Below are 23,544 nucleotides of genomic sequence, written 5' to 3' on the forward strand. Positions count from 1 at the left end.
CGTAAACAGCGATCATCGCCGCGGGCCGGGCCGGGCCGGGCGGTGGGGTGGGTCAGTGGGTCAGGGGGAGGGGGCGGCCGAGGACGGCGAAGGGGCGGGGGTCGCCGGGGAAGAGCAGGTGGCGGGCGACGTCGGTGAAGCCGGTGCGGCGGTACAGCCGCCAGGCGCGGGAGGCCTGCTCGTCGGCCTCGGGAGTGGACAGCAGCGTGGTCGCCGCGCCGGTCATCGCCAGCAGTGCCCGCAGCTGTGCCTCGCCCAGGCCGTGGCCCTGCGCGGCGGGGCGTACGTGCAGCTCGACGACCTCGAAGCAGTCGGTCAGCCAGCGCTGCCGCGCGTCGGGTTCGAGCACCGAACCGACCTGGTCGTGCCACCACTGGCCGGGTGCGGAGTGGTAGCCGTAGGCGAAGCCGAGCAGCTGGCCCTGGTCGCTCAGGCTCGCGATGGCCCGGAAGTGCGGCCGCTGCAGGTGCGTGGTGATGTAACCGCGGCGTACGGCCAGGGCCTGCGGGTGGTAGGACATGGCCTCGCCGAACACGGCCAGCACGTCGTCCATGCGCCGGCCGAGGTCGTCGGGGGTCCAGGGGACCAGCCTCATGCGACCTCCGCCGGGGTCGCCGAGGTGACCCGCAGCAGCTCCGGGTAGGTGATCGGGAAGACGGCCTGCGGCACCCCGCCTGCGGCCCAGATCTCGCCGTAGGCGGCGAGCGCGGTGTCGATGAGGGTGCGCACCGGCTTGGGGTGGCCGAGCGGGGCGACGCCGCCGATGACCTGGCCGGTGTGCTCGCGTACGAACTCGGGGGTGGCCCGGCGCAGTTTGGCCACGCCCAGGTCGGCGGCGACCTTGGCGGTGTCGACCCGGTGCCCGCCGGAGGTCAGCACCAGCAGCGGCTCGCCGTCGACCTCGAAGATCAGCGAGTTGGCGATCTGGGCGGGTGCGACGCCGAGGGCTGCCGCGGCCGCTGCGGCGGTGTGCACGCCGTCGTCCAGGACGATGACCCGGCAGCCGTCACCGGCGTGGTTGCGGGCGTCGGCGGCGTCGAGCGCGTGCTGTACGGCGATCACGTTCGGGTGCGTCAACATCACTCGATCCAGGTGTCCGGTGGGCGTCAGCGGGCGCCTAGCACCCGGTCGGGTGCGACGGCACGGGGTTCATTCTGCCTCAGCGGCACCGGCTCGATCAGCGCCGCCACGGGCACCCGGGCGGTCTCGGCCAGCGCGACGCCGATCAGCAGCAGCGCGCCGCCGGCCAGCTGTGCCGGGTTGAGCACCTCGCCCAGGGTGAGCCAGGCCACTGCGGCGGCCAGTACCGGTTCGATCATGCCGAGGATGCCGACGCTGGTCGCGGGCAGGTGCCGCAGCGCGCCGGCGATCAGCAGGTACGGCACGATGGTGCCGAGGATCAGCAGGTAGGCGCAGAGCAGCCAGAGCGGCGTGCCGCCGCCGGTGTGCCCGGCCAGCGCGCTCCAGTCGGGGGCGGAGCCGGTCAGGGCCCGCAGGAGCAGGCCCGCCACGGCCGACACGCCGAACGCCCAGCCGGTCAGCGAGACGGTGTCGCGGCTGGCCACGCCCTTGGCGCCGAGGATGAAGTACGCGGCGAGCAGCACGGCGGCGCTGAGCCCGGCGAGCACGCCGACGCCGTCCAGGCTCAGGTCGCCCCAGATCTCGGCGACGCAGGCGAGACCGAGCAGGCACAGGGCCAGCCCGGCCCACAGCCGGGGGCGCACCGGGTGGCGCTGGCCGAAGCGGGCCCACAGCGCCACGAACAGCGGAGCGGTGTACTCGAACAGCAGCGCGACGCCGACCGGCATGCGGGCGATGGCCACGAAGTAGAGCATCGGCACGGCCAGGAAACCCGTGATGCCGTACGCGATGAGCAGCGGGAGCTGCCGGGCGGTGATCCTGAATCGGCGCAGGCCGGGGCGTAGTGCCGCGCCCAGCGCGAGGAGCCCGGCGCAGGCCCCCAGGGCGCGCAGCGTGGTGAGGTCTGGTGCGCTGACCCCGGCCCGCAGGATCAGTTTGGACACGGTGCCGTTGACGGCGAACAGCAGGCTGGCCAGCGTGACCATGGCGATGCCCAGGGCGGGACGGGGTCGGAACGGCACCGTTCGAGGCTACCTGGTGTCATGTGCGTACCTGCGTTCGGTCCTTACTTGAACGGTCCGGGTGGCGACACGGCGCGGGTCAGGGTTTACAACGCGATTTTTTCGAACTAACGTTCTACTCGTTGTTCGGACAAGTGTTCGATCATGTCTCGGGTGCAGCGGCTCGCTACCGCGAATCCCGGACCGGTGTTCGCGGCACCGACCCAGGTCACCGGAGATTCGCGGCTCCGGCGGCCGACCAGGCGGGTGCCACCCGCTGCCCATCGACCCCCGGGCAGTGGGTGGCCGCCCGACCGGCGAGCCGGTCCGGGCGTGGCGTGGGGAAGCTCCACGCCCGGCCGGCAAGCGCTACACCACGTTCTTCCTCCGTGGCTCGGAAAGCGGGCGGTCGCCCGGCCGGAAAGATCCGGTTCGAGTGACAGTCCTGAGTTCGGCCGGGTATAGGCCGTTCGACGATGGAGGGAGCCGCCGACATGAATGCCACGACGAAGGTGCCGGCCCATCTGCTGCCGCACCGCACGCCGATCGAGCTGATCGTCCTCGCCCGCCGCGGGCTCGCCGAGGCCCGGGAGACCGAGAGCCACGCGCAGCGCTACGCCACCGCGCACCTCGCCGCCCTGCGCGCCGCGGCCGCCGTCATCGCCGCCCGGGCCCTGCCCGCGCCCGCCCGGCGACGCCAGATCACCAGCGTATGGGTGCTGCTGGCCATGGTCGCTCCCGAGATGAGCGCCTGGTCGTCCCTGTTCTCGTCCGGCGCGGCCAAGAGGTCCGCCGCCGAGGCGGGCATCGCCCGGGTCACCGCCATGGAGGCCGACACCCTGCTGATGCAGGCCGTTCACTTCACCGACGAGGTGCAGGAGGCGCTGGATCTCGCGATCCAGCCCGCCCTCGCGAGGTGAGTTCGGGGCCCGCGGGGGCGGGCCCACCGCGCCCGCCGGGCGCACTCCGGACAGCCCGTCCCCGGTGCCGCCCGCCCGCGGCCCGCCGGGGACGGGCCACCGGGGACCAGGACGACGGATATCCACGTACGACGGGGGGATGAACGCCATGGCGGGGCTGAGCCAGGCCCGGTCTATGGAGTTGCAGCACACTGCGGTGCGGCGCGCCAGTGACCTCACCGACGAACAGGCGGGGCTGGGCACCGACCGGATGCTGCCGGTGCTGCCCGAGCTGCGCGAACTGCTGCCCGGCCGGGGGCTGCGCCGGGGCAGCACCATCGCGGTCGCCTCGACCGGCGCGCCCGGCTGCGGCGGGACCACCTCACTGCTGCTGGCCCTGCTGTCGGCCGCGTCGTCCGCCGGTTCCTGGTGCGCCGTCGTCGGGCTGCCGAGCCTGGGCATGGCCGCCGCCGCTGAGCTGGGCATCGCGCTGGACCGGCTCGCCCTCGTGCCGCATCCCGGCCCGCAGTGGACCACCGTCGTCGGAGCGCTGCTCGACGGGTTCGACGTGGTGGTGGCCGCCCCGACGGGGCCGGTCGCCGCGTCCGTACGCCTGCAGCTCGCCGCCCGTGCCCGCCAGCGCGGCAGCGTGCTGGTGCCGTTCGGCGGCGAGTGGGAGGGTGCCGACGTGGTGCTGTCCCCGGTCGAGGGCATGTGGATCGGGCTGGGCCAGGGGCACGGCAGGCTGCGCGCCCGCGAACTGACCGTCTCGGCCCGGGGCCGGGGAGCCGCGGGCCGCCCGCGCCGGGTCACCATGTGGCTGCCCTCGTCGTCCGGGCCGACCGTGCCCGTCGCCGAACCCGTGACCATGCCCGTCGCCGAAGTCGTGGCCGTGCCCGCCGCCGAAGCCGTGGCCGTCTCGCCGTCGCGCCCGCTGCCCCACGCCGAGGGCCAGAGCCGAGGCCACCTGCGCGTGGTGCAGGGATGACGGGGGTACCGCAACCTCCGGGAGTGGTGCCGACCTGGTGCGGGGGCATCCGGCCGATCATGGTGCCGGCTGGGCGCTGGGGCATCCGGCCGATCACGGGCCGGGTGTCGCCGCCCCGCCATGATCGCTGTTTGAGGTCAGAAGACGTGGTCAGGCCGCACTTTCTGACCGTAAACAGCGATCATGGCGGGTCGCCGCCGGTGGGGCGTTGATGGGCGACGCCGCCCAGCGCACGATGCTCGTCTGGTGTCCGGACTGGCCGGTCATCGCCGCCGACCTGCTCGACGGGGTGCCAGCGCACCGGCCCGTCGCGGTGCTGCACGCGAATCGGGTCGTCGCCTCCTCTGCCGCCGCCCGTGCCGAAGGAGTGCGGCGTGGCCTGCGTAAACGTGAGGCGCAGAGCAGGTGCCCGCAGGTGATCACGATCGACTACGACCCGGTCCGCGACGTACGGGCCTTCGAGCCGGTGGTCGGCGCGGTCGAGGAGATCGCGGCCTCGGTGGCGGTGCTGCGGGCGGGCGTGTGCGCGTTCGCCGCGCGGGGTCCGGCGCGCTACTTCGGGGGCGAGGAGGCCGCCGCGGAGCGGATCGTCGAGCAGGTCGCGCAGCAGTGCGGGGTGGAGGCCCAGATCGGCGTCGCCGACGGGACGTTCGCCGCGCTGCTGGCCGCCCGCGCCGGGCGGATCATCGACCCCGGGCAGACCGCCGCCTTCCTGGCCGCGATGCCGGTGACGACCCTGGACCGGCCCGCGCTGACCAGCCTGCTGCGGCGGCTCGGTGTGCATACCCTCGGGGCTTTCGCGGAGCTGCCGCCCAGTGACGTGCTGGCCCGGTTCGGGCTCGACGCCGCGCTCGCGCAGCGGCTGGCCGCCGGCCGTGACGACCGGCCGCTCGCGGTCCGCCAGGCCCCGGCGGAGTTGGAGGTCGAGGAGCGCTACGACGAACCCGTGGACCGGGTCGACAGCGCCGCGTTCGCCGCGCGGGCGCTGGCCGAGCGGCTGCACGAGCGGCTCGCCGGATACGGCATGGCGGCCACCCGGCTGGCCATCAGCGCGGTCACCGCCGACGGCCGCGAGCTGCACCGGGTATGGCGCCACGACGGCGTGCTGACCGCGCAGGCCATCGCCGACCGCACCCGCTGGCAGCTGGAGGGGTGGATCACCCAGCGCCGGCTGGCGGCCGGGATCGTCGCGCTGCGGCTCATCCCGGACGGCCTCGTACGGCAGGCCGGGCTGCAGGCCGGGCTGTGGGGCGACGTCGGGCAGGAACGCGACCGGGCCCACCGGGCGATGCACCGGGTGCAGGGCATCCTGGGCCCGGAGGCGGTGGTGACCGCGGTGCTCGGCGGCGGCCGTGACCCCGGCGCGCAGGCGACCCTGGTGCCCTGGGGCGACGAGCGGGCCCCGCAGCGCCCGGACGGCCCGTGGCCAGGGCGGCTGCCGCAGCCGTCCCCGGCCGTGGTGCTGCCCGAGCCGCAACCCGTGCAGCTGCTCGACGCCTCCGGCGAGGTGCTGCGGGTCAGCGCCCGCCTCGACCTCAGCGCCCCGCCCGCCCGCCTGGTCGTCGACGGCCGGACCGTCGAGGTGACCGGCTGGGCGGGCCCGTGGCCGGTGGAGGAGCAGTGGTGGGACGGCCGCCGCACCCACCGCTCCGCCCGCCTCCAGGTCCTCCTCGCCACCGGCCGCGCCCTCCTGCTCACCCTCAACGCCGGCCAGTGGTCCATAACCCTCCACTTCGACTGACCCGTGATCGACGGTGATCGCCGTTTCGTGTCAGAAGGTGGAGTCAGGGCGCAGGTCTGGACACGAAACGGCGATCATGACAGCCTCGGGGAGCGGAGTGAGCTGGGGTTTAGTACAGTTGTTCGAGTGGGGTTCGATAGTCAGGGGCAGTTGCCGTGGGCGGAGCTGGAGCGGCGGATGCGGGGCGGCCAGGTGGTCGATCCGCTGGCCGCCGACGGGGGTGACGCGCCGGGGTTCTCGCGCAAGCGGGAGCCGTATCGGGCCGAGCCGGTCGAACGGCCGCGGACCACCGTGCCGTACGCGGAGCTGCACTGCCACACCAACTTCAGTTTCCTGGACGGGGCCAGCGACCCGGAGGAGCTGGTCGCCGAGGCGGTGCGGCTGGGTCTGGAGGCCCTTGCGATCACCGACCACGACGGGTTCTACGGGGTGGTGCGGTTCGCGGAGGCGGCCCGGGAGCACGGGCTGCCCACGGTGTTCGGGGCGGAGCTGAACCTGGCCGGGCTGCCGCGCGGCGGGGGAGCGCCCGACCCGGCGGGCACCCACCTGCTGGCGCTGGCCCGGGGACCGCAGGGCTACGCGAACCTGGCCCGCACCCTGTCCGAGGCGCACCTGCTGGGCGGCGAGAAAGGGCGGCCGTCCTACGAGCTGGGGAAGATCGCCGAGACGCTGAACGGGCAGGCGGTGATCCTGACCGGGTGCCGCAAGGGCGCGGTGCCGCACGCGCTGCTCACCGAGGGTGTCGATGCGGCGGCGCGGGAGCTGGACCGGCTCGCCGACCTGTTCGGCGCGCAGAACGTGGTGGTGGAGCTGACCGACCACGCCGACCCGTCCGACGGCGACCGCAACGAGGTCCTGGCGTATCTGGCGCAGCGGCGCGGCCTGCCCGTCGTCGCCACGAACAACGTGCACTACCACGGTCCGGCACGGCGGCGGCTGGCCACGGTGACCGCGGCGGTGCGCGCCCGCACCAGCCTGGACTCCCTCGACGGCTACCTGCCCGCGGCGGCGACCGCGCACCTGCGCTCGGGCGCGGAGATGGCGGCCCGGTTCGCGGCGATGCCGTATCCGGGTACGGACCGGGCGGTGGCGTACGCGGCGGAGCTCGGCAAGCAGCTCGCCTTCGACCTGCGGCTGGTCGCCCCGAAGCTGCCGCCGTTCACCGAGCCGGACGGCACGCGGGTCGACGAGGTGGCGTTCCTGCGCGAGCGCACCTACGAGGGGGCCGCGCAGCGGTACGGGCCCCGGCAGGCGTACCCGGAGGCCTACGAGCGGATCGACCACGAGCTGAAGATGATCGAGCAGCTGGAGTTTCCCGGCTACTTCCTGGTGGTGTGGGACATCGTGGAGTTCTGCCGTAGAAGCGACATCTACTGCCAGGGGCGGGGGTCGGCGGCGAACTCGGCGGTCTGCTACGCGCTGCGGATCACCAACGTGGACCCGGTCGGCGGGGAGGGCGGGCTGCTGTTCGAGCGCTTCCTGGCCCCGGAGCGCGACGGGCCGCCCGACATCGACGTCGACATCGAGTCCGACCGGCGCGAGGAGGTCATCCAGTACGTCTACCGGCGCTACGACCGGCAGCACACCGCGCAGGTCGCCAACGTCATCTCGTACCGGCCGCGCTCGGCGGTGCGCGACGTGGCCCGCGCGTTCGGCTTCTCGGCCGGGCAGCAGGACGCCTGGTCCAAGCAGATCGACCGCTGGCACGGGGTGTCGGCCAAGGACGTCGACGGCATCCCGGAGCACGTCATGGAGTACGCCAACGAGCTGCTCAACGCCCCCCGGCACCTGGGCATCCACTCCGGGGGCATGGTCATCTGCGACCGGCCGGTGATCGAGGTGTGCCCGGTGGAGTGGGCGCGCATGCCGGGCCGGACCGTGCTGCAGTGGGACAAGGACGACTGCGCGGCGGTCGACCTGGTCAAGTTCGACCTGCTGGGCCTGGGCATGCTGTCGGCGCTGCACTACGCGTTCGACTTCCTGGGCCAGGAGCTGGACCTCGGCGACCTGAAACCCGACGATCCCGAGGTGTACGAGATGCTGTGCCGCGCCGACACCGTCGGGGTGTTCCAGGTGGAGAGCCGGGCGCAGATGTCGACGCTGCCCCGGCTGCGCCCGGAGCGCTTCTACGACCTGGTGGTGGAGGTGGCGCTGATCCGGCCCGGCCCGATCCAGGGCGGTTCGGTGCACCCGTTCATCCGGCGCAAGAACGGGCTGGAGCCGGTCGACATCCCGCACCCGCGCATGCACAACGCGCTGGCCCGGACGCTGGGCGTGCCGCTGTTCCAGGAGCAGATGATGCAGCTCGCCATCGACGTCGCCGACTTCACCCCGGTGGAGGCCGACCAGCTGCGCCGGGCGATGGGCTCCAAGCGGTCCATGGACAAGATGGAACGGCTGCGCCGGCGGCTGTACGAGGGCATGGCGGGCAACGGGATCGGGCCGGAGCTGGCCGACGACATCTTCGGCAAGCTCGCCGCGTTCGCCAACTACGGCTTCCCGGAGAGCCACGCGATCAGCTTCGCCTACCTGGTGTACGCCAGTGCCTGGCTCAAGCGCTTCCACCCGGCGGCGTTCTGCGCGGCGCTGCTCGGGGCGCAGCCGATGGGCTTCTACTCGCCGCAGTCGCTGGTCGACGACGCCCGGCGGCACGGCGTGCGGGTGCGCCGCCCGGACATCAACGCGAGCCTGGTCAAGGCCAACATCGAGTGGGCGCCGGGGGACCGGTCGGGCAGCCTGCCGGGGGAGCAGCCGTCGCAGTGGGGGCTGGGCGGCCCGGCCGTGCGCCTCGGCCTGGACAGCGTGCGCACGCTCGGGGAGGACGTGGCGAAGCGGATCGTCGAGGAGCGCGCGCACGGCCCGTACGCCGACATGACCGATCTGGCCCGGCGGGCCCGACTGCCCGCGGCCCAGCTGGAGGCGCTGGCCACCGCGGACGCCTTCGCCTGTTTCGGCCTGGACCGCAGGGCGGCGCTGTGGGCGGCGGGCGCGGCCGCCACCGACACCCCGGACCGGCTGCCGGGCACGGTCGTCGGCGTGCACGCGCCGACGCTGCCGGGCATGGACGCGGTGGACAAGCTGGTCGCCGACGTGTGGGCGACCGGGCTGTCGCCGGACGACCACCCGATCCGGCTGGTACGCGAGCGGCTGGCCGCGCAGGGAGCGCTGCCGATCGCGCGGCTCACCGGGGTCGAGCACGGGTCCCGGGTGCTGGTCGGCGGCCTGGTCACGCACCGGCAGCGGCCGGCCACCGCGGGCGGGGTGACGTTCCTGAACCTGGAGGACGAGACGGGGATGCTCAACGTGGTCTGCTCGCCGGGCCTGTGGCTGCGCCACCGCACGGTGGCCCGGGGCAGCGCAGCGTTACTGGTCCGGGGGCGGCTGGAGTCGTCGTCGGGGGTGCGCAACCTGGTCGCGGACCAGCTCGCGCCGCTGACCGTGGCGACCCCGGTCGCCTCGCGGGACTTCCGTTAGTAGCGCGGCGATTACCGCCAGTCTATAAAGGACGACCGTACGTCTTGTGTGGACCTGAAACTGCCGATAACGTTCGCTCGACCCATCACCCCTGGGACGAACGGACACCAGATGCGGAAAACGTCGTCGATCGTGGCCGGCTGCGGCCTGATGCTCGCCACCCTGGTCACCTCCCTGCCCGCCCAGGCCGTGCCGGCGCTCACCGTGGACTGCCAGGTCGCCGCGCCCGCCACCGGGCTCACCGCGGGTCTGACCGCCGACCGCGCGCCCGCATACGGGCAGTGGCTCGACACCGAACCGGCCCGGCAGGCCAACCGCGCCGTGCAGACGGCCGCGCGGCAGGCGCTCGGCGTGACGGGGGCCAAGGAGCGCATCGCCGACCAGGTGCGCCGCGGATACATCGGCACCGCGATCGACCACAACACGCAGACGGTGACCATCGTGGTCACCCCGGAGCAGCGCACCCGCGCGGCCGGCCTCGACAGCAGCCTGGCCGGCGCGTCGCGGGCCGCCGACGGCGCCCTCGCCATGAAGACGGCCGTCAAGGTCGGCTGCTTCTCCGCCGAGCGCCTGGCCGCCGCCGACGAGCTGCTGTCCGGCCGCGCCTGGCACCCCGACGCGGCGCGGGCGTCGTTCAGCTACAGCCTGCGCGCCGCGGACTCCCGCTTCCAGGTCACCTTCGACCCGCGCTTCCCGGCCGCCGCGCAGGCGCTGCGCGACCAGCTGGGCGAGGTCGCCGAGGTCATGCTCGACACCGCCCCGCGCACCGGCCGCCTCAACGACGGCGAGGCCCACTTCGGCGGCGCGGGCGTACGGGTCAACTCCGGCGCGACCAACACCTGCACCACCGGTTTCGTCGCCCGGCGCAAGTCGGTCACCGGCGACACCGCCGTCTACACCGGCGGCATCAGCGCCGCGCACTGCTTCGGCAACGGGCAGAAGATCTACTCGTCGACGCAGTACTGGGGCACCGCCTCCCGGGAGAGCGACTACCCGTCGTACGACATGCTGTTCGTCGGCGCGGCCACGGAGACCTACGACAACGTCATCCACACCGACCCGTGCTGCCCGACCCAGCGCAACATCACCGCCAAGCGCGACCCGCTGATCGGTGACGTGGTCTGCCTCAGCGGCATGACCACCAAGGCCACCTGCGGCGTCACCGTGATCAGCCTGAACGCCATGATCTGCGACGCGGAGGGCTGCACCGGCGGGCTCATGGAGGGCGGCCGGGGCGGCGACATCATCGTGCGGACCGGTGACTCCGGCGGCCCGGTCTACATCAGATCCGGCACCAGCAACGCCATCGCGCTCGGGATGATCATCGGCTGCACCAGCGGCTGCCGCGGGGTCGTCGCCGAGCAGCTGACCAACATCGAGTCCCACCTCAACGCCACCATCCTCACCTCCTGAGGCGGGCGCGTCACGTACGAAAGGCTGGACATGAGCGGACAGCGGAGCTGGCCGGCGCGGATCGCCGTGCTCGCGCTCGCCGGTGCGGTCGCCGGATGCGCCGCGCGCAACCTGCCGCCCGCGGCCGTGCCGGAGCCCACCGCCGACGCGGTGACCGTCACGACCCGGGTGCCGCAGGTCGTGGACGGCGGCGTCAAGGTGCTGGACAAGGAGTTCAGCAAGGCCGGGCTGGTGCCCCTGGTCAAGTACGAGCCGGGGCTGCTGCTCGAACGCGGCGTCGTCGCGGTCACCGACCCGCCCGGCGGCACCAGCCTGCCCCGGGGCAGCGTCGTCCGGGTCGTGGTGGCGGGCGAGCCGGCCACCCTCGACGAGTACATCCGCGGGCACTGGGAGACGTTCGTCGGCACCGGCATCGACGCCAAGGGCACCGTGGTGCTCGGCGTACACGAGGGCAACGGGCTGCCGGGTGTCGTCGAGGGCGTCGAGAAGTACGTCAAAGGCAAGCCGTACCGGCTGGTTACCTGCCCGAACTCGCGCGTCGACCTGGAGAAGGTGGTCGTCGAGCTGAGCGAGCGCCGCTTCCTGCCCACCGCGTCGGCGCTGAAGTTCTCGCTGAGCATCGACGGCTACGCATGCGCCGTGCAGATGCGCGCCGACCTCAACGACGAGGAGACAGCCCAGCTCATGGAGAAGTTCGGCGCGAAACTCGTGATCGAACGCGGGCCGGTCGAGGGCAGGTTGCGCGGCGATGGCTGACCACCGCCCGGACGGCGTGCCCCTACGGCCGCCCGTCGGCGGCCGCTAGGCTCGGGCGCGTGGAGCGAACTGTGGCACAAGCGCGCATTGCGGGACCCCGTACCGCCGTGATCTGGTCGGTGCTGCGCGGTGAGCTGGCCGGACAGGACGGCCGCCCGCTCAGCGTCGTCGACGTCGGCGGCGGCACGGGCGGCTTCGCCGTGCCGCTGGCCGAAGCCGGACACACGGTGACCGTCGTCGATCCGAGCCCGGACGCGCTGGCGTCGCTGCTGCGCCGGGCCACCGACGCGGGCGTCGCCGACCGGGTGCGCGCGCTGCAGGGCGACGCCGACTCGCTCGGCGACCTCGTCCCGCCCGCCGCCGCCGACCTGGTGCTCTGCCACGCCGTGTTCGAGTTCGTCGACGACCCCGACGCGGTCGCGCGGGCGCTGCACGACGCGCTGCGGCCGGGCGGCGCGGCCAGCATCCTGGTCGCCAACCGGGCCGCCGCGGTGCTGTCGCGCGCGGTCGCCGGGCAGTGGCAGGCCGCGGCCGCGCTGCTGGGCGCCGGTGGCGAGGCCACGGAGACCCGCACCGCGGGCGGGTCGCCGGGAACCGCCGGGGTCACCGGGCGGGACACGGTGCGCCGCCGGTTCGACCTGCTGAGCGCGGAAGCACTGCTGGCCGAGGCCGGGCTGCACGTCGAGCAGGCGCACGGGGTGCGCGTGGTCGCCGACCTGGTGTCCGGCGTGGTCGCCGACGCCGACCCGGCGGCCCTGCTGGCCTTCGAGCTGGCCGCCGCGGCCGTGCCGCCGTACCGGGACGTGGCGACCCAGCTGCACCTGCTGGCCCGCCGCCGCGGCCACTGACCCCTGGAGGCCGCCGTGTTCGTCGCGCCGAACTACGACCAGGGCACCCTGGCCGACGTGCTGCCCGGCGCGCTGGCCGCGCTCGGAGTGCCCGGCCTGCCCGACCGGCTGGGCCTGAGCGCCCGGCTCGACGGTGTACGCCGTCTCGCGGTGCTGCTCGTCGACGGGATGGGCCACCACCAGCTGCCCGCGATGGCCCCGGTCGCCCCGGTGATCGCGGCGACCCTGCGCGGCGAGCTCGGCCTGGCGCTGTCCACCACCTGCGGCTTCCCGTCGACCACCCCGACCAGCCTGATCAGCCTCGCCACCGGCGCGCTGCCCGGCGCGCACGGCGTGCTGGCGTTCAACACCATCGTGCCGAGCACCGGCCGGGTGCTCAACCACACCGTCTGGGCCGACGACCCGCCGCCCCGGGAGTGGGTGCCGGTGCCGCCGCTGTACGCCGCCGCGGCCGCCGCCGGGATCGACACCACCGTGGTCAACCGCCCCGAGTACGCGGGCAGTGGCCTGACAACGGCGACCAGCGCGGGCGCGCGTTACCTGCCCGCCGTCGACGTCGACTCCCTCGCCACCGGCATGCTCACCGCGCTCAAGGAGGCCCCGGCCCGCGCCCTGGTCTACGGCTACCACCCGCAGCTGGACAAGGCCGGGCACGCGTTCGGCCTCACCTCGGCGCAGTGGAGCGCGGCCGCGGCCGAGGTGGACGACCTGCTGTCCCGGCTGGTCGACGGCCTGCCCGAGGATGCCGCACTGCTGGTCACCTCCGACCACGGCCAACTCGACGTGCCCGCCGACCGGCGCATCGACGCCCACGCCGACTCGGCGCTGTCGGCCGGGGTACGGGTCGTCACCGGCGAGCCCCGCGTCCGCTACCTGCACACCGAGCCCGGCGCGACCCCCGACGTGCTCGCCGCCTGGCGGGCGCTGGCCGGACACGCGGCCTGGATCGGCACCCGCGAGGAGGCCGTCGCCACCGGCTGGTACGGCCCCCTCGGCGAGCGCCACGCCGCCCGCCTCGGCGACGTGGTGGTGGTCTGCCGCGACGACTGGGCGATCCTGGCCACCGCCACCGACCCGGCCTCGGTCTCCAGCCTGGTAGCCATGCACGGCTCCCTCACCGAACCCGAGATGCGCATCCCCCTGCTCGTCTACCGCCCCTGATCCCAGCGGCGTCTGCACGGGGATGTCTCACCTCGGCGGTAGCGTCGTGGCTGTGGGACGTGCCAGCGGGGGTGGGGCGCCGAAGGGCTTCGGGCCGGACGGCGACGATTCCGGCTGCCCGTTCCTGCACATCGACATGGACGCGTTCTTCGCCGCGGTGGAGGTGCGCCGCCGCCCGGAACTGCGCGGGCTGCCGGTGGTGGTCGGCGGGACCGGCGGGCGCGGAGTGGTGTCCTCGGCCAGCTACGAGGCCAGGGAGTACGGCATACGCAGCGCGATGCCCACCGCGATCGCGCGCAGCCGCTGCCCCCAGGCCATCTTCATCCAGCCCGACATGGCCGCGTACGCCGAGGCCTCCCACGCCGTGATGGCGCTGTTCCGCGACATCACGCCGATGGTCGAGCAGCTGTCGGTGGACGAGGCGTTCCTCGACGTGTCCGGCAGCCGCCGCCTGTTCGGCCCGCCCGCCGAGATCGCCCGGCTGATCCGCCGCCGCGTCGCCCAGGAGCAGCGGCTCACCTGCTCGATCGGCGTCGCGCCGAACAAGTTCCTGGCCAAGCTCGGCTCGACCCGGGCCAAGCCGGACGGGCTGCTGGTCATCCCCGCCGACAGGACGCTGAAGTTCCTGCGCCCGCTGCCGGTGTCGGTGCTGTGGGGGGTCGGCGAGCGCACCGAGGAGTCGCTGCACCGGCTGGGCCTGCGCACCGTAGCCGACGTCGCCGACGCGCCGCTGAGCCTGCTGCGGACCGCGGTCGGCCAGTCGCTGGCGGCGCACCTGCACGAGCTGGCCTGGGGCCGGGATTCCCGCCAGGTCAACACCGAGCACCAGGAGAAGTCGATCGGGGCCGAGGTTACCTTCGACACCGACCTGGGCGATCCGGAGGCGCTGCGCCGGGCGCTGCTCGCGCTGGCGCAGAAGGTGGCGGGCCGGGCCCGCGCCGCCGGGCAGGCCGGGCGCACCGTGTCGATCAAGGTGCGGTTCGCCGACTTCCGGACCATCTCCCGCTCGCGCACCCTGCCCGGCCCGACCGACGTGGCGCACGAGATGCTCGCGACCGCCTGGGAACTGTTCGAGGCGGTGCGTGCCCAGCAGCGGATCCGGCTGGTGGGGGTGCGGCTGGAGGGGCTGTCGGCGGCCGAGGGGGCGGTGCGGCAGCTGGCACTCGGCGAGGAGGAGGACGGCTGGCGGGAGGCTGAAGTGGCCAGCGACGCCGTCATCGCCCGGTTCGGCCGTGGGGCCGTCCGACCGGCCAGTCTTCTCGGTACGACCCGGCGTTCTACGGGTGCGGAGGGGCCGCGGTCGCAAAATCCCGCTCCGGGCATGGTCGTCCCGCTTTCCGACCCGCCACCGCCCTCGTAGACTGACGGGTAGCAGTCGTCCGGCTGCAACACGTATTCACGGTTTGGCGATCTTCATCTGGGGAATCGGCGCTCTGTCGCACCCTGGAGAGGGGAACGCCGACCTGGCGGACCGGGGAGGAGAGCCGTGCCGCTATCCGAGCACGAGCAGAGGCTGTTCGAGCAGATCGAACGGTCGCTGTCCGAAGACCCGAAGTTCGCTTCGGCCGTCCGCCACAGCGACCCCAAATTCCACGCCCGCCGGCGGATCATCATCTCCGCCGTGCTCATCCTCGCCGGACTGGGTCTGGTCGTCTACGGCGTCGCCGACAGCTCGAAGCTGTGGCTGGGCGTCGTCGGCTTCGTGCTGATGCTCGGCGCGGCGGCGTTCTGGATGCTCGCGCACAAGCGCAGCCAGACCACCGAACTGCGCACCGTGGGCGGCACCGCGACGCGCCGCACCCGTGGCGGCAACCGGCCCGGCCGCACCGGTGGCATCATCGATCGCCTGGAGAACCGCTGGCGCGAACGCGGTGACTTCGACCGCTGATCCACCCCACCACCGGCGGGCCGCGCCGGTGCCCATACGACGGACGAGGGCCGCCCCGGCTGGGGCGGCCCTCGTCATGCGCGGCGGGATGCGCGGGTCAGCGCAGCAGCCGCCCTGGCCGTAGCGGCCGCAGCAGCCGCTTGCCGACCCCGCTGAGCCGGGCCAGCCGGTCGGACAGGGTGGTGAACCCGTTGAACGCGGCGTTGCGCCACCGCAGCAGCACCGACGGCGGCATCAGCATGGCCGTCAGGCGCACGCCCCGGTCGGCCTCGCCCGCGATGGCCCGGCGCACCGCGCGGACCGCCGGGGTGAGGCGGTCGGCCGCCAGCGGCACCGGCGCGTACCGGGCCCGCTCCTCGGCCATGCCGAGCAGGCGCGCCTGCTCCACCGCCGCCGACGCGGGCAGCGCGGTGCTGATCAGCCGCTCGACGGTGGCTCGCGGGGTCTCCGCCGGGTCGACGACGAGGCGGTGGTCGATCATCGTGTCGATGAGCTCGTCCCAGGCCGCGTGCGCCTGCCGCCGGGCGGCGTCGGTGTCGGTGACCACGGTCATGGTCAGGTCCGCCACCGAGACGCCGACGTCGGCGAAGTCGCCGCCGGAGGCCGCCACGGCGGCCCGCATGCCCCGCCGGCGGCGCAGCATCGAACGCCGCAGCGCCGGGGTGATCAGCAGCGCCAGCAGCAGCACCACGCCGCCGGTCGCCACCCATACCCAGGTGGGCAGCTCGTTGTCCAGGGTGATCGGGCCGGCCACGCCGCCGTCGGGGTCGATCGGGTCGCGGGTCGGCCCGCCCGGACCTGCCGAGCCGTCGGTCGCGCCGGGGCTCAGCGAGGGCCGCGCGCCGCCCGGGACCTCTTCGGGCGCGTCGACGTCCGGCGCCCACGCCGTGGGGGCCGAGCCCACCACGTACGTCGACGGGGTCGCGTCGAACGGCACCCAGCCGAAGCCGGAGAAGTAGACCTCGGTCCAGGCGTGCAGGTTGCGGTTGGTGAGCGTACGCACCCCGTTGTCCGACGAGCTGCCCAGCGTGAACCCGAACGCCACCCGGGCCGGGATGCCCGCGGTGCGCACCATCCAGGCCAGCGCGGCGGCGTACTGCTCGCAGAAGCCGCGCTTGTTGTTCAGGAAGTCCACGATCGCCGCGCCCGAGGTGCCCGCCGGGGCGGCCACGTCGTACCTGAAGTCGTTCTTGGCGGAGAAGTAGTCGTAGAGCGCGCGGACCCGGTCGTAGTTGTTCGTCTTGCCCTCGACCAGCTTGTCCACCAGCGTCCGTACCTCGGACACCTCGGGCACCCGGCTGAACTCGCGCTGGTTGCTGTCGGACGCGGCCATGATCGGCGCGGTGCGCAGCTGGTCCGGGGTGAAGTCCGCGCGCACGTAGTCGAACTCGTACGACTGCTCGGCGGAGTTGGCCCGCTGCGAGTAAAGGATCTGCAGCGACGGGTCGTACGACCAGGCGGCGTCCAGCCCGCGGACCGCCGTCGGGGCCGCGTAGACCGGCAGCAGCGGCATGGCGAAGTTCTCGGTGATCTCGACGCGGGCCGTGGCGGCCTGCGAGCGCACCGAGCCGAGGTCCAGCCCGGACGGGTCGGGCAGGTTGTCGCTGACCGGCTGCCCGGTGGGCTGGCGGCTGGCGAACCCGCCGCCGCTGATCTGGTCCGCGACGCCGAAGCGCATGTAGAACGGGTCCGGGTCGTTGGTGGTGACCTTGACCATGTCCTGCACCCCGGCCTGCTTGAGCCGCCCGGACAGCTCGGCGAACAGGTCCACCCGGCCGTTGCCGCGGGGGCCCTTGCCGGCCTGGCCGAGGCCGTCGCCGGAGCCGAAGTCGCCGAGGAAGCCCGCGCTCATCGCGGGTACGGCCAGCGGCAGCGCGACCGCCACCAGCACGCCGACCACGGCCAGCCGCCGCCCGGCCGACGCCAGCGGCGACGGCTCCCAGACGTCGACGCCGCGGCCCTCGCCGGTGAACCGGCGGCCGAAGCGGCGTACCCGGTCGACGTTGTCGCTGACCAGCAGCCACAGGAAACCGATCGCGCCGACGATGAACGGGATCGGCGACAGCGAGTCGACGTAGACCGCGACCGGCACCGAGTAGATGGCCAGCATCGGCAGGCCCGCCAACGCCGGGCGGCGCAGCCCGACGGCGCACACGTCCACCAGGATCGCCACCGAGCCCATGCCCAGGGCGCTGACGAACAGCAGCCCGTCCAGGTCGGGGACCGGCACGTAGCTCTTCTGGACCTCCTCGCCGGCCAGCGCGAACAGCCTGCCGAACTCGGCGAAGGTGTCCGGGGTCGGGATCAGCCCGAGGATGGCGGTGCCGTTGCCGAACAGCCAGGTCAGGCCGATCAGCAGCGCGCCCAGCATGGCCAGCAGCTGGGCCCAGAGCCGCCCGCGCAGCGAGCGCGCGCCCAGCGCGGCTCCGGTCACCATCGCGACGATGAGCCCGCCCTCGAACAGCCAGGTCCACCCGGCGAAGATGTCCGAGATCGGGGCCGAGGCCAGCACCGTGGCCGCGCCCGCGACCAGGCCCAGATGACGTCGTGAGTTCATCGGCCGCCTCCCATGGTGACCGTCTCGGCCATCGCCGCGCGTACCGCGAAGCCCTGCTGGCCCCGGGCCGCCTGCGGCCACAGCGTGGGCAGCTGGTCGCCGTGCTTGACCCGGACGACCCGCCAGCCGCTCTGCATCAGCGACAGCGCCGCCGCCGCGTGCTCGTGCTCGGCCGCCTCGCGCGACGCCGCGGGCAGGTTGAGCCAGGTGCTGGCGTCCAGGAAGAACGCCACGCAGGTGGTGCCGCTGGTACGCAGCGCCGACAGCAGCCGGGCCTCCTCGGCGCTGAGCAGGCCCAGCACCGCGATGATCAGTCCGCCGTCGGCGCGCCGCCGGGTGTGCTCGACCAGGCTGCCGACGTCGCCGCGCGGCGAGGCCTTCACCTCGGCCAGGTGGTCGAGCAGCATGCCGTCGCCGACGCCCTCGGTGGCGTCGATGTCGGCGCCGGTGTCGGTGACCAGGCGCAGCCGGTATCCGGCCTGGCGCAGGTGCACCGCGATGCTGGCCGAGGCCGACACCGCCCACTCGAAGCTGGCCGTCGGGCCCTCGCCCCGGTGCGCGCCCAGCCGCGTGTCGAGCAGGACCGTGGCCCGGCTCTCCCACGGCTGCTCCTCGCGGCGCACCATCAGCTCGCCGACCCGCGCCGTCGAGCGCCAGTGCACCCGGCGCAGGTCGTCGCCGCGGCGGTACTCGCGCGTCGCGGCGTCGTCCTCGCCGTGTACGGCGACCGAGCGGGCGCGGCTGTCGCCGGTGCCGGAGTACTCCCCGGCCAGGCGCACCAGCTGCAACGGGGACACGTTCGGGATGACGGTCAGCTTGTCCGCGCTGGGGAACGAGCGGGTCAGCTCGCACAGCCCGAACGGGTCCGTCATGCGCAGGGTCAGCGGGCCGACCTCGTAGCGCCCGCGCAGCTCGGCCCGCACCGTGTACGCCACGGAGCTGGCCTGCTGCGCGCCGAGGCGCTCCAGCACCAGCCGGGGCCGGCTGCCCAGCGCGTAGGGCAGCCGGTCCTCCAGCAGCAGGGTGCCGGTGGGCAGCCGCGACATGTTCTGCAGCCGCAGCAGCACCCGGGCGTTGCCGCCGGCCTGCACCCGGTACGGGTCGAGGCTGCGGGTGCAGGCGAGCTTGTAGCGCGCCCGGCCCACGTACATCGCCGCCATCAGCGGCAGCGCCACGAGCAGCACCGCCACCCGCATCAGGTCCTTCTCGCCGAGGGCGAGCGCGCACAGCAGCGCGGCCGCGCCCGCGGCGAGGAACGAGCGTCCGCGGGTGGTGAGCCCGCGCAGCGCCTCACGCATGGGTCAGCCCCGCCGGTCGTAGAAGGAGTTGGGCGGCGTCGCCGGGCGGGTGTCGTACGGGGAGCGCCCGCCGCGGTCGTGCGGCACCGGCAGGCGGTGCACCAGCTCGGACAGGATCGCGTCGGTGGTCCGCCGGGCCAGCTGCGCGTCGGCGGTCGGGATGACGCGGTGCGCGAGCACCGGCACGGCCAGCGTCTGCAGGTCGTCGGGCACGACGTAGTCGCGGCCGTCCAGCGCCGCGACGGCCTTGGCGGTGCGCAGCAGCTGCAGCGTGGACCGGGGGGACGCACCCAGGCGCAGCTCGGGGGCCTCACGGGTGGCGGTGACCAGCTCCACGGCGTAGCGCTTGACGGCCTCGGCCACGTGCACGCTGCGCACCGTGGCGATGAGCCGGCGTACGGTGCCGCCGTCGACGACCGAGGTCAGGTCCTCGAGGGGGTCGTGGGAGTGGTAGCCGTCGAGCATGGCGTACTCGGCCGCGGCGTCGGGGTAGCCCATGGCGATGCGGGCGGTGAACCGGTCGCGCTGGGCCTCGGGCAGCGGGTACGTGCCCTCCATCTCGATCGGGTTCTGCGTCGCGACCACCATGAACGGGATCTCCATGGTGTACGTCACGCCGTCCACGGTGACCTGGTGCTCCTCCATGCACTCCAGCAGCGCCGACTGGGTCTTCGGCGAGGCCCGGTTGATCTCGTCGCCGACGACCAGGTTGGCGAAGACCGCGCCCGGCTTGAACTCGAAGTCGCGCGTCTCCTGGTTGTAGACGCTGACCCCGGTGACGTCGCTGGGCAGCAGGTCGGGGGTGAACTGGATACGCCGCACGGAGCAGTCGATGGACCGTGCGAGGGCCTTGGCCAGCTTGGTCTTGCCGACGCCGGGCACGTCCTCGATGAGCAGGTGGCCCTCGGCCAGCAGCACGGCCAGGGCCAGCCGCACGGTGGCGGTCTTGCCTTCGATGACCTGCTCGATGTTGGCCACGATGGCGTTGGTCGTGGCGCGGAACTCGTCGACCGTCATGGGGTCGGTGAGTTCGCCCCCACTGCGTTGCGTGGTCACATGTCCTCCTGTAGTTCGCAACTGCGGGGCCTGGCCCCCGTGGGACGGGCGCTCGATGCGCTCACCCGGGCCTCCCACCATTCTGATCACTCGCGCTCCGACAGAACGCCGACCTCCGTCGGGGAGGTTGCTTCCTGTGCAAGCACCGGGCCGGACGGCCGACCCGGCGCGCCGGGCGCCCCGCAGCGGACTGCGAGCCTTGTCCGCAGTGTTCCGTAGTTGCGGCGCATGCGGCAATGGCGGGCCGCCGTCGGCGGGTGTGACGCGCCGGATCGGCCGGTGTGCGAGGTATGCGAGATGCAGGGCCGGTGCGTCCGGGGGTATCATGCGGTCATGGCTTGGGCCCTGGCGCTCCTTAGTGAGCCGTGCTGACGCGACAGAGCGCGTGTGAGCACGGCGACCCCTCCTGCGTGAGGGGCTTTTTTGTGCCCGCTCGCGGGTGCGCGGGACAAGCCCCGCTCGCCTGGGGCACGCCGCCGACGCGCTGACGCGTCCGCCTACCGCCCGATGACTTTGATCTTGATCTGACTCGTGAGGACCTGGACATGAGCGAGCACGCCGAGACCCCGGCCGACATTCCCCCCTACCGCTACACCGCCGCGTCCGCGAACGCCATCGAGGCGCAGTGGCAGGACTACTGGCAGGAGCACGGGACCTTCCACACGCCGAACCCGGCGGGTCCGCTGGCCGACCCGTCGCACCCGCGCTCGGGCGCGCCGAAGCAGTTCGTGCTGGACATGTTCCCGTACCCGTCCGGCGCGGGCCTGCACGTGGGACACCCGCTGGGCTTCATCGGCACCGACGTGTTCGCCCGCTTCCAGCGCATGGCGGGCTTCAACGTGCTGCACACGATGGGCTTCGACTCGTTCGGCCTGCCCGCCGAGCAGTACGCGGTGCAGACCGGCACCCACCCGCGCATCACCACCGAGCGCAACGTCGAGCGCTACCGCGCCCAGCTGCGCATGCTGGGCCTGGGCCACGACGACCGGCGCTCGGTGGCCACCACCGACGTCGCGTTCTACCGCTGGACCCAGTGGATCTTCCTGCAGGTCTTCAACTCCTGGTACGACGCCGAGCAGGGCAAGGCCCGGCCGATCTCGGAGCTGGTCGAGAAGTTCGCCGCCGAGGACCCGTCCTGGGCCGCGAAGTCCGTCGCCGAGCAGCGCGCGATCATCAACGAGCACCGCCTGGCGTACGTCTCCGAGGCCCCAGTGAACTGGTGCCCCGGCCTGGGCACGGTGCTGGCCAACGAGGAGGTCACCTCCGACGGGCGCAGCGAGCGCGGCAACTTCCCGGTCTTCAAGCGCAGCCTGAAGCAGTGGATGATGCGCATCACCGCGTACGGCGACCGCCTGATCGACGACCTGGACACGCTGGACTGGCCCGAGCCGATCAAGGCGATGCAGCGGAACTGGATCGGCCGCTCCACCGGCGCGCACATCGCGTTCCCCGTGGCGGGCGCGGACCCGATCCGGGTGTTCACCACCCGCCCCGACACCGTGTACGGCGCGACCTACATGGTCGTCGCGCCCGAGCACGAGCTGGTCGACGGCATCGTCCCGGCGGCGTGGCCCGAGGGCACCCACGAGGTGTGGACCGGCGGGCACGACACCCCGGCCGCGGCGGTCGCCGCGTACCGCGCCGAGGCCGCGGCCAAGACCGAGCTGGAGCGCCAGGCCGACGCCAAGGTCAAGACCGGCGTCTTCACCGGGGCGTACGCCACCAACCCCGTCAACGGCGCGCGCGTGCCGGTGTTCATCGCCGACTACGTGCTGGCCGGCTACGGCACCGGCGCGATCATGGCCGTGCCCGGCCAGGACGAGCGCGACTGGGAGTTCGCCGAGGTCTTCGAGCTGCCGATCATCCGCACCGTGCAGCCGAGCGCGGGCTTCGACGGCAAGGCGTTCACCGGCGAGGGCCCGGCGATCAACTCCGGCATGCTGGACGGCCTGGGCATCGCCGAGGCCAAGGAGAAGATCATCGCCTGGCTGGAGGCCGAGGGGCACGGCCAGGGCGCGACCACGTACCGGCTGCGCGACTGGCTGTTCAGCCGCCAGCGCTACTGGGGCGAGCCGTTCCCCATCGTGTACGGCGCCGACGGCAACGCCATCGCGCTGCCCGAGTCGATGCTGCCGCTGGAACTGCCCGAGGTCGCCGACTTCTCGCCGAAGACCTTCGAGCCCGACGACGCCACCTCCTCGCCGGAGACGCCGCTGTCGCGCAACAAGGAGTGGACCGAGGTCGAACTGGACCTGGGTGACGGCCCGCAGACCTACATCCGCGAGACCAACACCATGCCCCAGTGGGCGGGCTCCTGCTGGTACCAGCTGCGCTACCTGGACCCCACCAACGAGCTGGCCTTCGTCGACCCGGCCAACGAGGCCTACTGGGTCGGGCCGCAGCACGCGGGCGACTCCGGCGGCGTCGACCTGTACGTCGGCGGCGTCGAGCACGCCGTCCTGCACCTGCTGTACGCCCGGTTCTGGCACAAGGTCCTGTTCGACCTGGGCCGGGTCAGCAGCTTCGAGCCATACCATCGGCTGTTCAACCAGGGCTACATCCAGGCGTACGCCTACACCGACGACCGGGGCGCCTACGTCCCGGCCGAGGAGGTCGCCGAGGAGCAGCAGACCGTCTACACCTGGAACGGCGAGAAGGTCAACCGCGAGTACGGCAAGATGGGCAAGTCGCTGAAGAACGTCGTGACGCCCGACGAGATGGTCGAGCGGTACGGCGCCGACACCTTCCGCGTCTACGAGATGTCCATGGGCCCGCTGGAGGTGTCCCGCCCCTGGGAGACCCGGGCCGTCATCGGCTCGTACCGCTTCCTGCAGCGGGTCTGGCGCACCGTGATCGACGAGGAGACCGGCGCGGTCACCGTGGTCGACGCCCCAGCCTCCGACGACCTGCGCCGCCTGCTGCACCGCACCATCGCCGGGGTCCGCGAGGACATGGCCGCGCTGCGCTTCAACACCGCGATCGCGAAGCTGATCGAGCTGACCAACGCGGTGACCAAGGCCGGCGCGACCCCGCGTGAGATCGCCGAGCCGCTGGTGCTGATGCTGGCCCCCATCGCCCCGCACATCGCCGAGGAGCTGTGGTCCAAGCTGGGCCACGAGGGCTCGCTGACCTTCGCCGACTTCCCGGTCGCCGACCCGGCGCTGCTGACCGCCGACCTGGTCACCTACCCGGTCCAGGTCAACGGCAAGGTCCGCGGCCGGATCGAGGTGGCCGCCGACGCGGCCGAAGACGAGGTCCGCGCCGCAGCCCTGGCCGCGGTCACCGACTCCCTGGCCGGCAAGGACCCGAAGAAGGTCATCGTCGTCCCCGGCCGCCTGGTCAGCATCGTCGCCTGACCCTTTTTGAAGGAAGGGCACCTTCTTA

At 73.4% G+C, this 23,544-nt stretch carries 17 protein-coding genes; 11 read left to right on the forward strand and 6 right to left on the reverse strand.

Annotated features, from left to right (window positions below; genetic code table 11):
- Positions 1 to 52 precede the first annotated feature (52 nt).
- The 3 genes from HAV40_RS17165 to HAV40_RS17175 are packed head-to-tail and all read right to left on the reverse strand — an operon-like array spanning position 53 to position 2,102.
- Complete coding sequence (locus tag HAV40_RS17165) at positions 53 to 595, reverse strand: GNAT family N-acetyltransferase (RefSeq protein WP_166382389.1); 543 nt, start codon at positions 593 to 595, stop codon at positions 53 to 55.
- Entirely contained in the window at positions 592 to 1,080 is a 489-nt protein-coding gene (locus HAV40_RS17170) for a YbaK/EbsC family protein (protein ID WP_166382391.1), read from the reverse strand. Before HAV40_RS17170 ends, HAV40_RS17165 begins: the two co-directional genes overlap by 4 nt.
- 26 nt (positions 1,081 to 1,106) lie before the next feature.
- Positions 1,107 to 2,102, reverse strand: coding sequence for an EamA family transporter (locus HAV40_RS17175; protein WP_166382393.1), 996 nt, complete (start codon positions 2,100 to 2,102; stop codon positions 1,107 to 1,109).
- A gap of 473 nt (positions 2,103 to 2,575) precedes the next feature.
- On the opposite strand from HAV40_RS17175, the gene HAV40_RS17180 reads away from it, so the two are divergent.
- The 10 genes from HAV40_RS17180 (at position 2,576) to HAV40_RS17220 (ending at position 15,249) form a co-directional block, all read left to right on the forward strand.
- Complete coding sequence (locus HAV40_RS17180; RefSeq protein ID WP_166382395.1) at positions 2,576 to 3,001, forward strand: SAV_6107 family HEPN domain-containing protein; 426 nt, start codon at positions 2,576 to 2,578, stop codon at positions 2,999 to 3,001.
- A gap of 139 nt (positions 3,002 to 3,140) precedes the next feature.
- Positions 3,141 to 3,968: a hypothetical protein gene (locus HAV40_RS17185; protein WP_308440997.1), complete on the forward strand. Its 828-nt coding sequence runs from the start codon at positions 3,141 to 3,143 to the stop codon at positions 3,966 to 3,968.
- A 211-nt stretch (positions 3,969 to 4,179) separates the two neighbouring features.
- Complete coding sequence (locus tag HAV40_RS17190) at positions 4,180 to 5,709, forward strand: DNA polymerase Y family protein (protein ID WP_166382397.1); 1,530 nt, start codon at positions 4,180 to 4,182, stop codon at positions 5,707 to 5,709.
- A 177-nt stretch (positions 5,710 to 5,886) separates the two neighbouring features.
- Positions 5,887 to 9,183, forward strand: a complete 3,297-nt coding sequence (locus tag HAV40_RS17195; protein ID WP_166382651.1) for an error-prone DNA polymerase — start codon at positions 5,887 to 5,889, stop codon at positions 9,181 to 9,183.
- 111 nt (positions 9,184 to 9,294) lie between these two features.
- Complete coding sequence (locus HAV40_RS17200; protein WP_166382399.1) at positions 9,295 to 10,596, forward strand: chymotrypsin family serine protease; 1,302 nt, start codon at positions 9,295 to 9,297, stop codon at positions 10,594 to 10,596.
- A gap of 30 nt (positions 10,597 to 10,626) precedes the next feature.
- Positions 10,627 to 11,352, forward strand: coding sequence for a PASTA domain-containing protein (locus tag HAV40_RS38475; RefSeq protein WP_239085819.1), 726 nt, complete (start codon positions 10,627 to 10,629; stop codon positions 11,350 to 11,352).
- A gap of 59 nt (positions 11,353 to 11,411) precedes the next feature.
- A complete protein-coding gene (locus HAV40_RS17205; RefSeq protein ID WP_239085818.1) occupies positions 11,412 to 12,200 on the forward strand; it encodes a methyltransferase domain-containing protein in 789 nt (262 codons plus the stop codon).
- 15 nt (positions 12,201 to 12,215) lie between these two features.
- Entirely contained in the window at positions 12,216 to 13,361 is a 1,146-nt protein-coding gene (locus HAV40_RS17210; protein WP_239085816.1) for an alkaline phosphatase family protein, read from the forward strand.
- 22 nt (positions 13,362 to 13,383) lie between these two features.
- A complete protein-coding gene (gene dinB / locus HAV40_RS17215) occupies positions 13,384 to 14,721 on the forward strand; it encodes a DNA polymerase IV (RefSeq protein ID WP_166382403.1) in 1,338 nt (445 codons plus the stop codon).
- A 126-nt stretch (positions 14,722 to 14,847) separates the two neighbouring features.
- Positions 14,848 to 15,249, forward strand: a complete 402-nt coding sequence (locus HAV40_RS17220) for a DUF3040 domain-containing protein (RefSeq protein WP_166382405.1) — start codon at positions 14,848 to 14,850, stop codon at positions 15,247 to 15,249.
- Between the two features lie 97 nt (positions 15,250 to 15,346).
- Here HAV40_RS17220 and HAV40_RS17225 read toward each other — a convergent pair whose 3' ends face one another.
- From HAV40_RS17225 to HAV40_RS17235, 3 genes are read right to left on the reverse strand one after another with little or no spacing between them, the layout of a single operon-like run.
- Positions 15,347 to 17,806, reverse strand: a complete 2,460-nt coding sequence (locus HAV40_RS17225; RefSeq protein WP_166382407.1) for a transglutaminase TgpA family protein — start codon at positions 17,804 to 17,806, stop codon at positions 15,347 to 15,349.
- Positions 17,803 to 19,104: a DUF58 domain-containing protein gene (locus HAV40_RS17230; RefSeq protein ID WP_166382409.1), complete on the reverse strand. Its 1,302-nt coding sequence runs from the start codon at positions 19,102 to 19,104 to the stop codon at positions 17,803 to 17,805. The genes HAV40_RS17225 and HAV40_RS17230 overlap by 4 nt, the downstream gene beginning before the upstream one ends.
- Positions 19,105 to 19,107: 3 nt before the next feature.
- On the reverse strand, positions 19,108 to 20,121 hold the full coding sequence (locus HAV40_RS17235) for an AAA family ATPase (RefSeq protein WP_203671078.1): 1,014 nt from the start codon (positions 20,119 to 20,121) through the stop codon (positions 19,108 to 19,110).
- A gap of 584 nt (positions 20,122 to 20,705) precedes the next feature.
- Between HAV40_RS17235 and leuS the strand changes: the two genes are divergently transcribed.
- The gene (gene leuS, locus HAV40_RS17240) at positions 20,706 to 23,516 is read left to right on the forward strand and encodes a leucine--tRNA ligase (protein WP_166382411.1); all 2,811 of its coding nucleotides are present in this window, start codon (positions 20,706 to 20,708) and stop codon (positions 23,514 to 23,516) included.
- The last annotated feature ends 28 nt before the right edge of the window (positions 23,517 to 23,544 follow it).

Origin of the sequence: Catellatospora methionotrophica (assembly GCF_011297335.1) — a bacterium.
GTDB classification, from domain to species: Bacteria; Actinomycetota; Actinomycetes; order Mycobacteriales; family Micromonosporaceae; genus Catellatospora; species Catellatospora methionotrophica.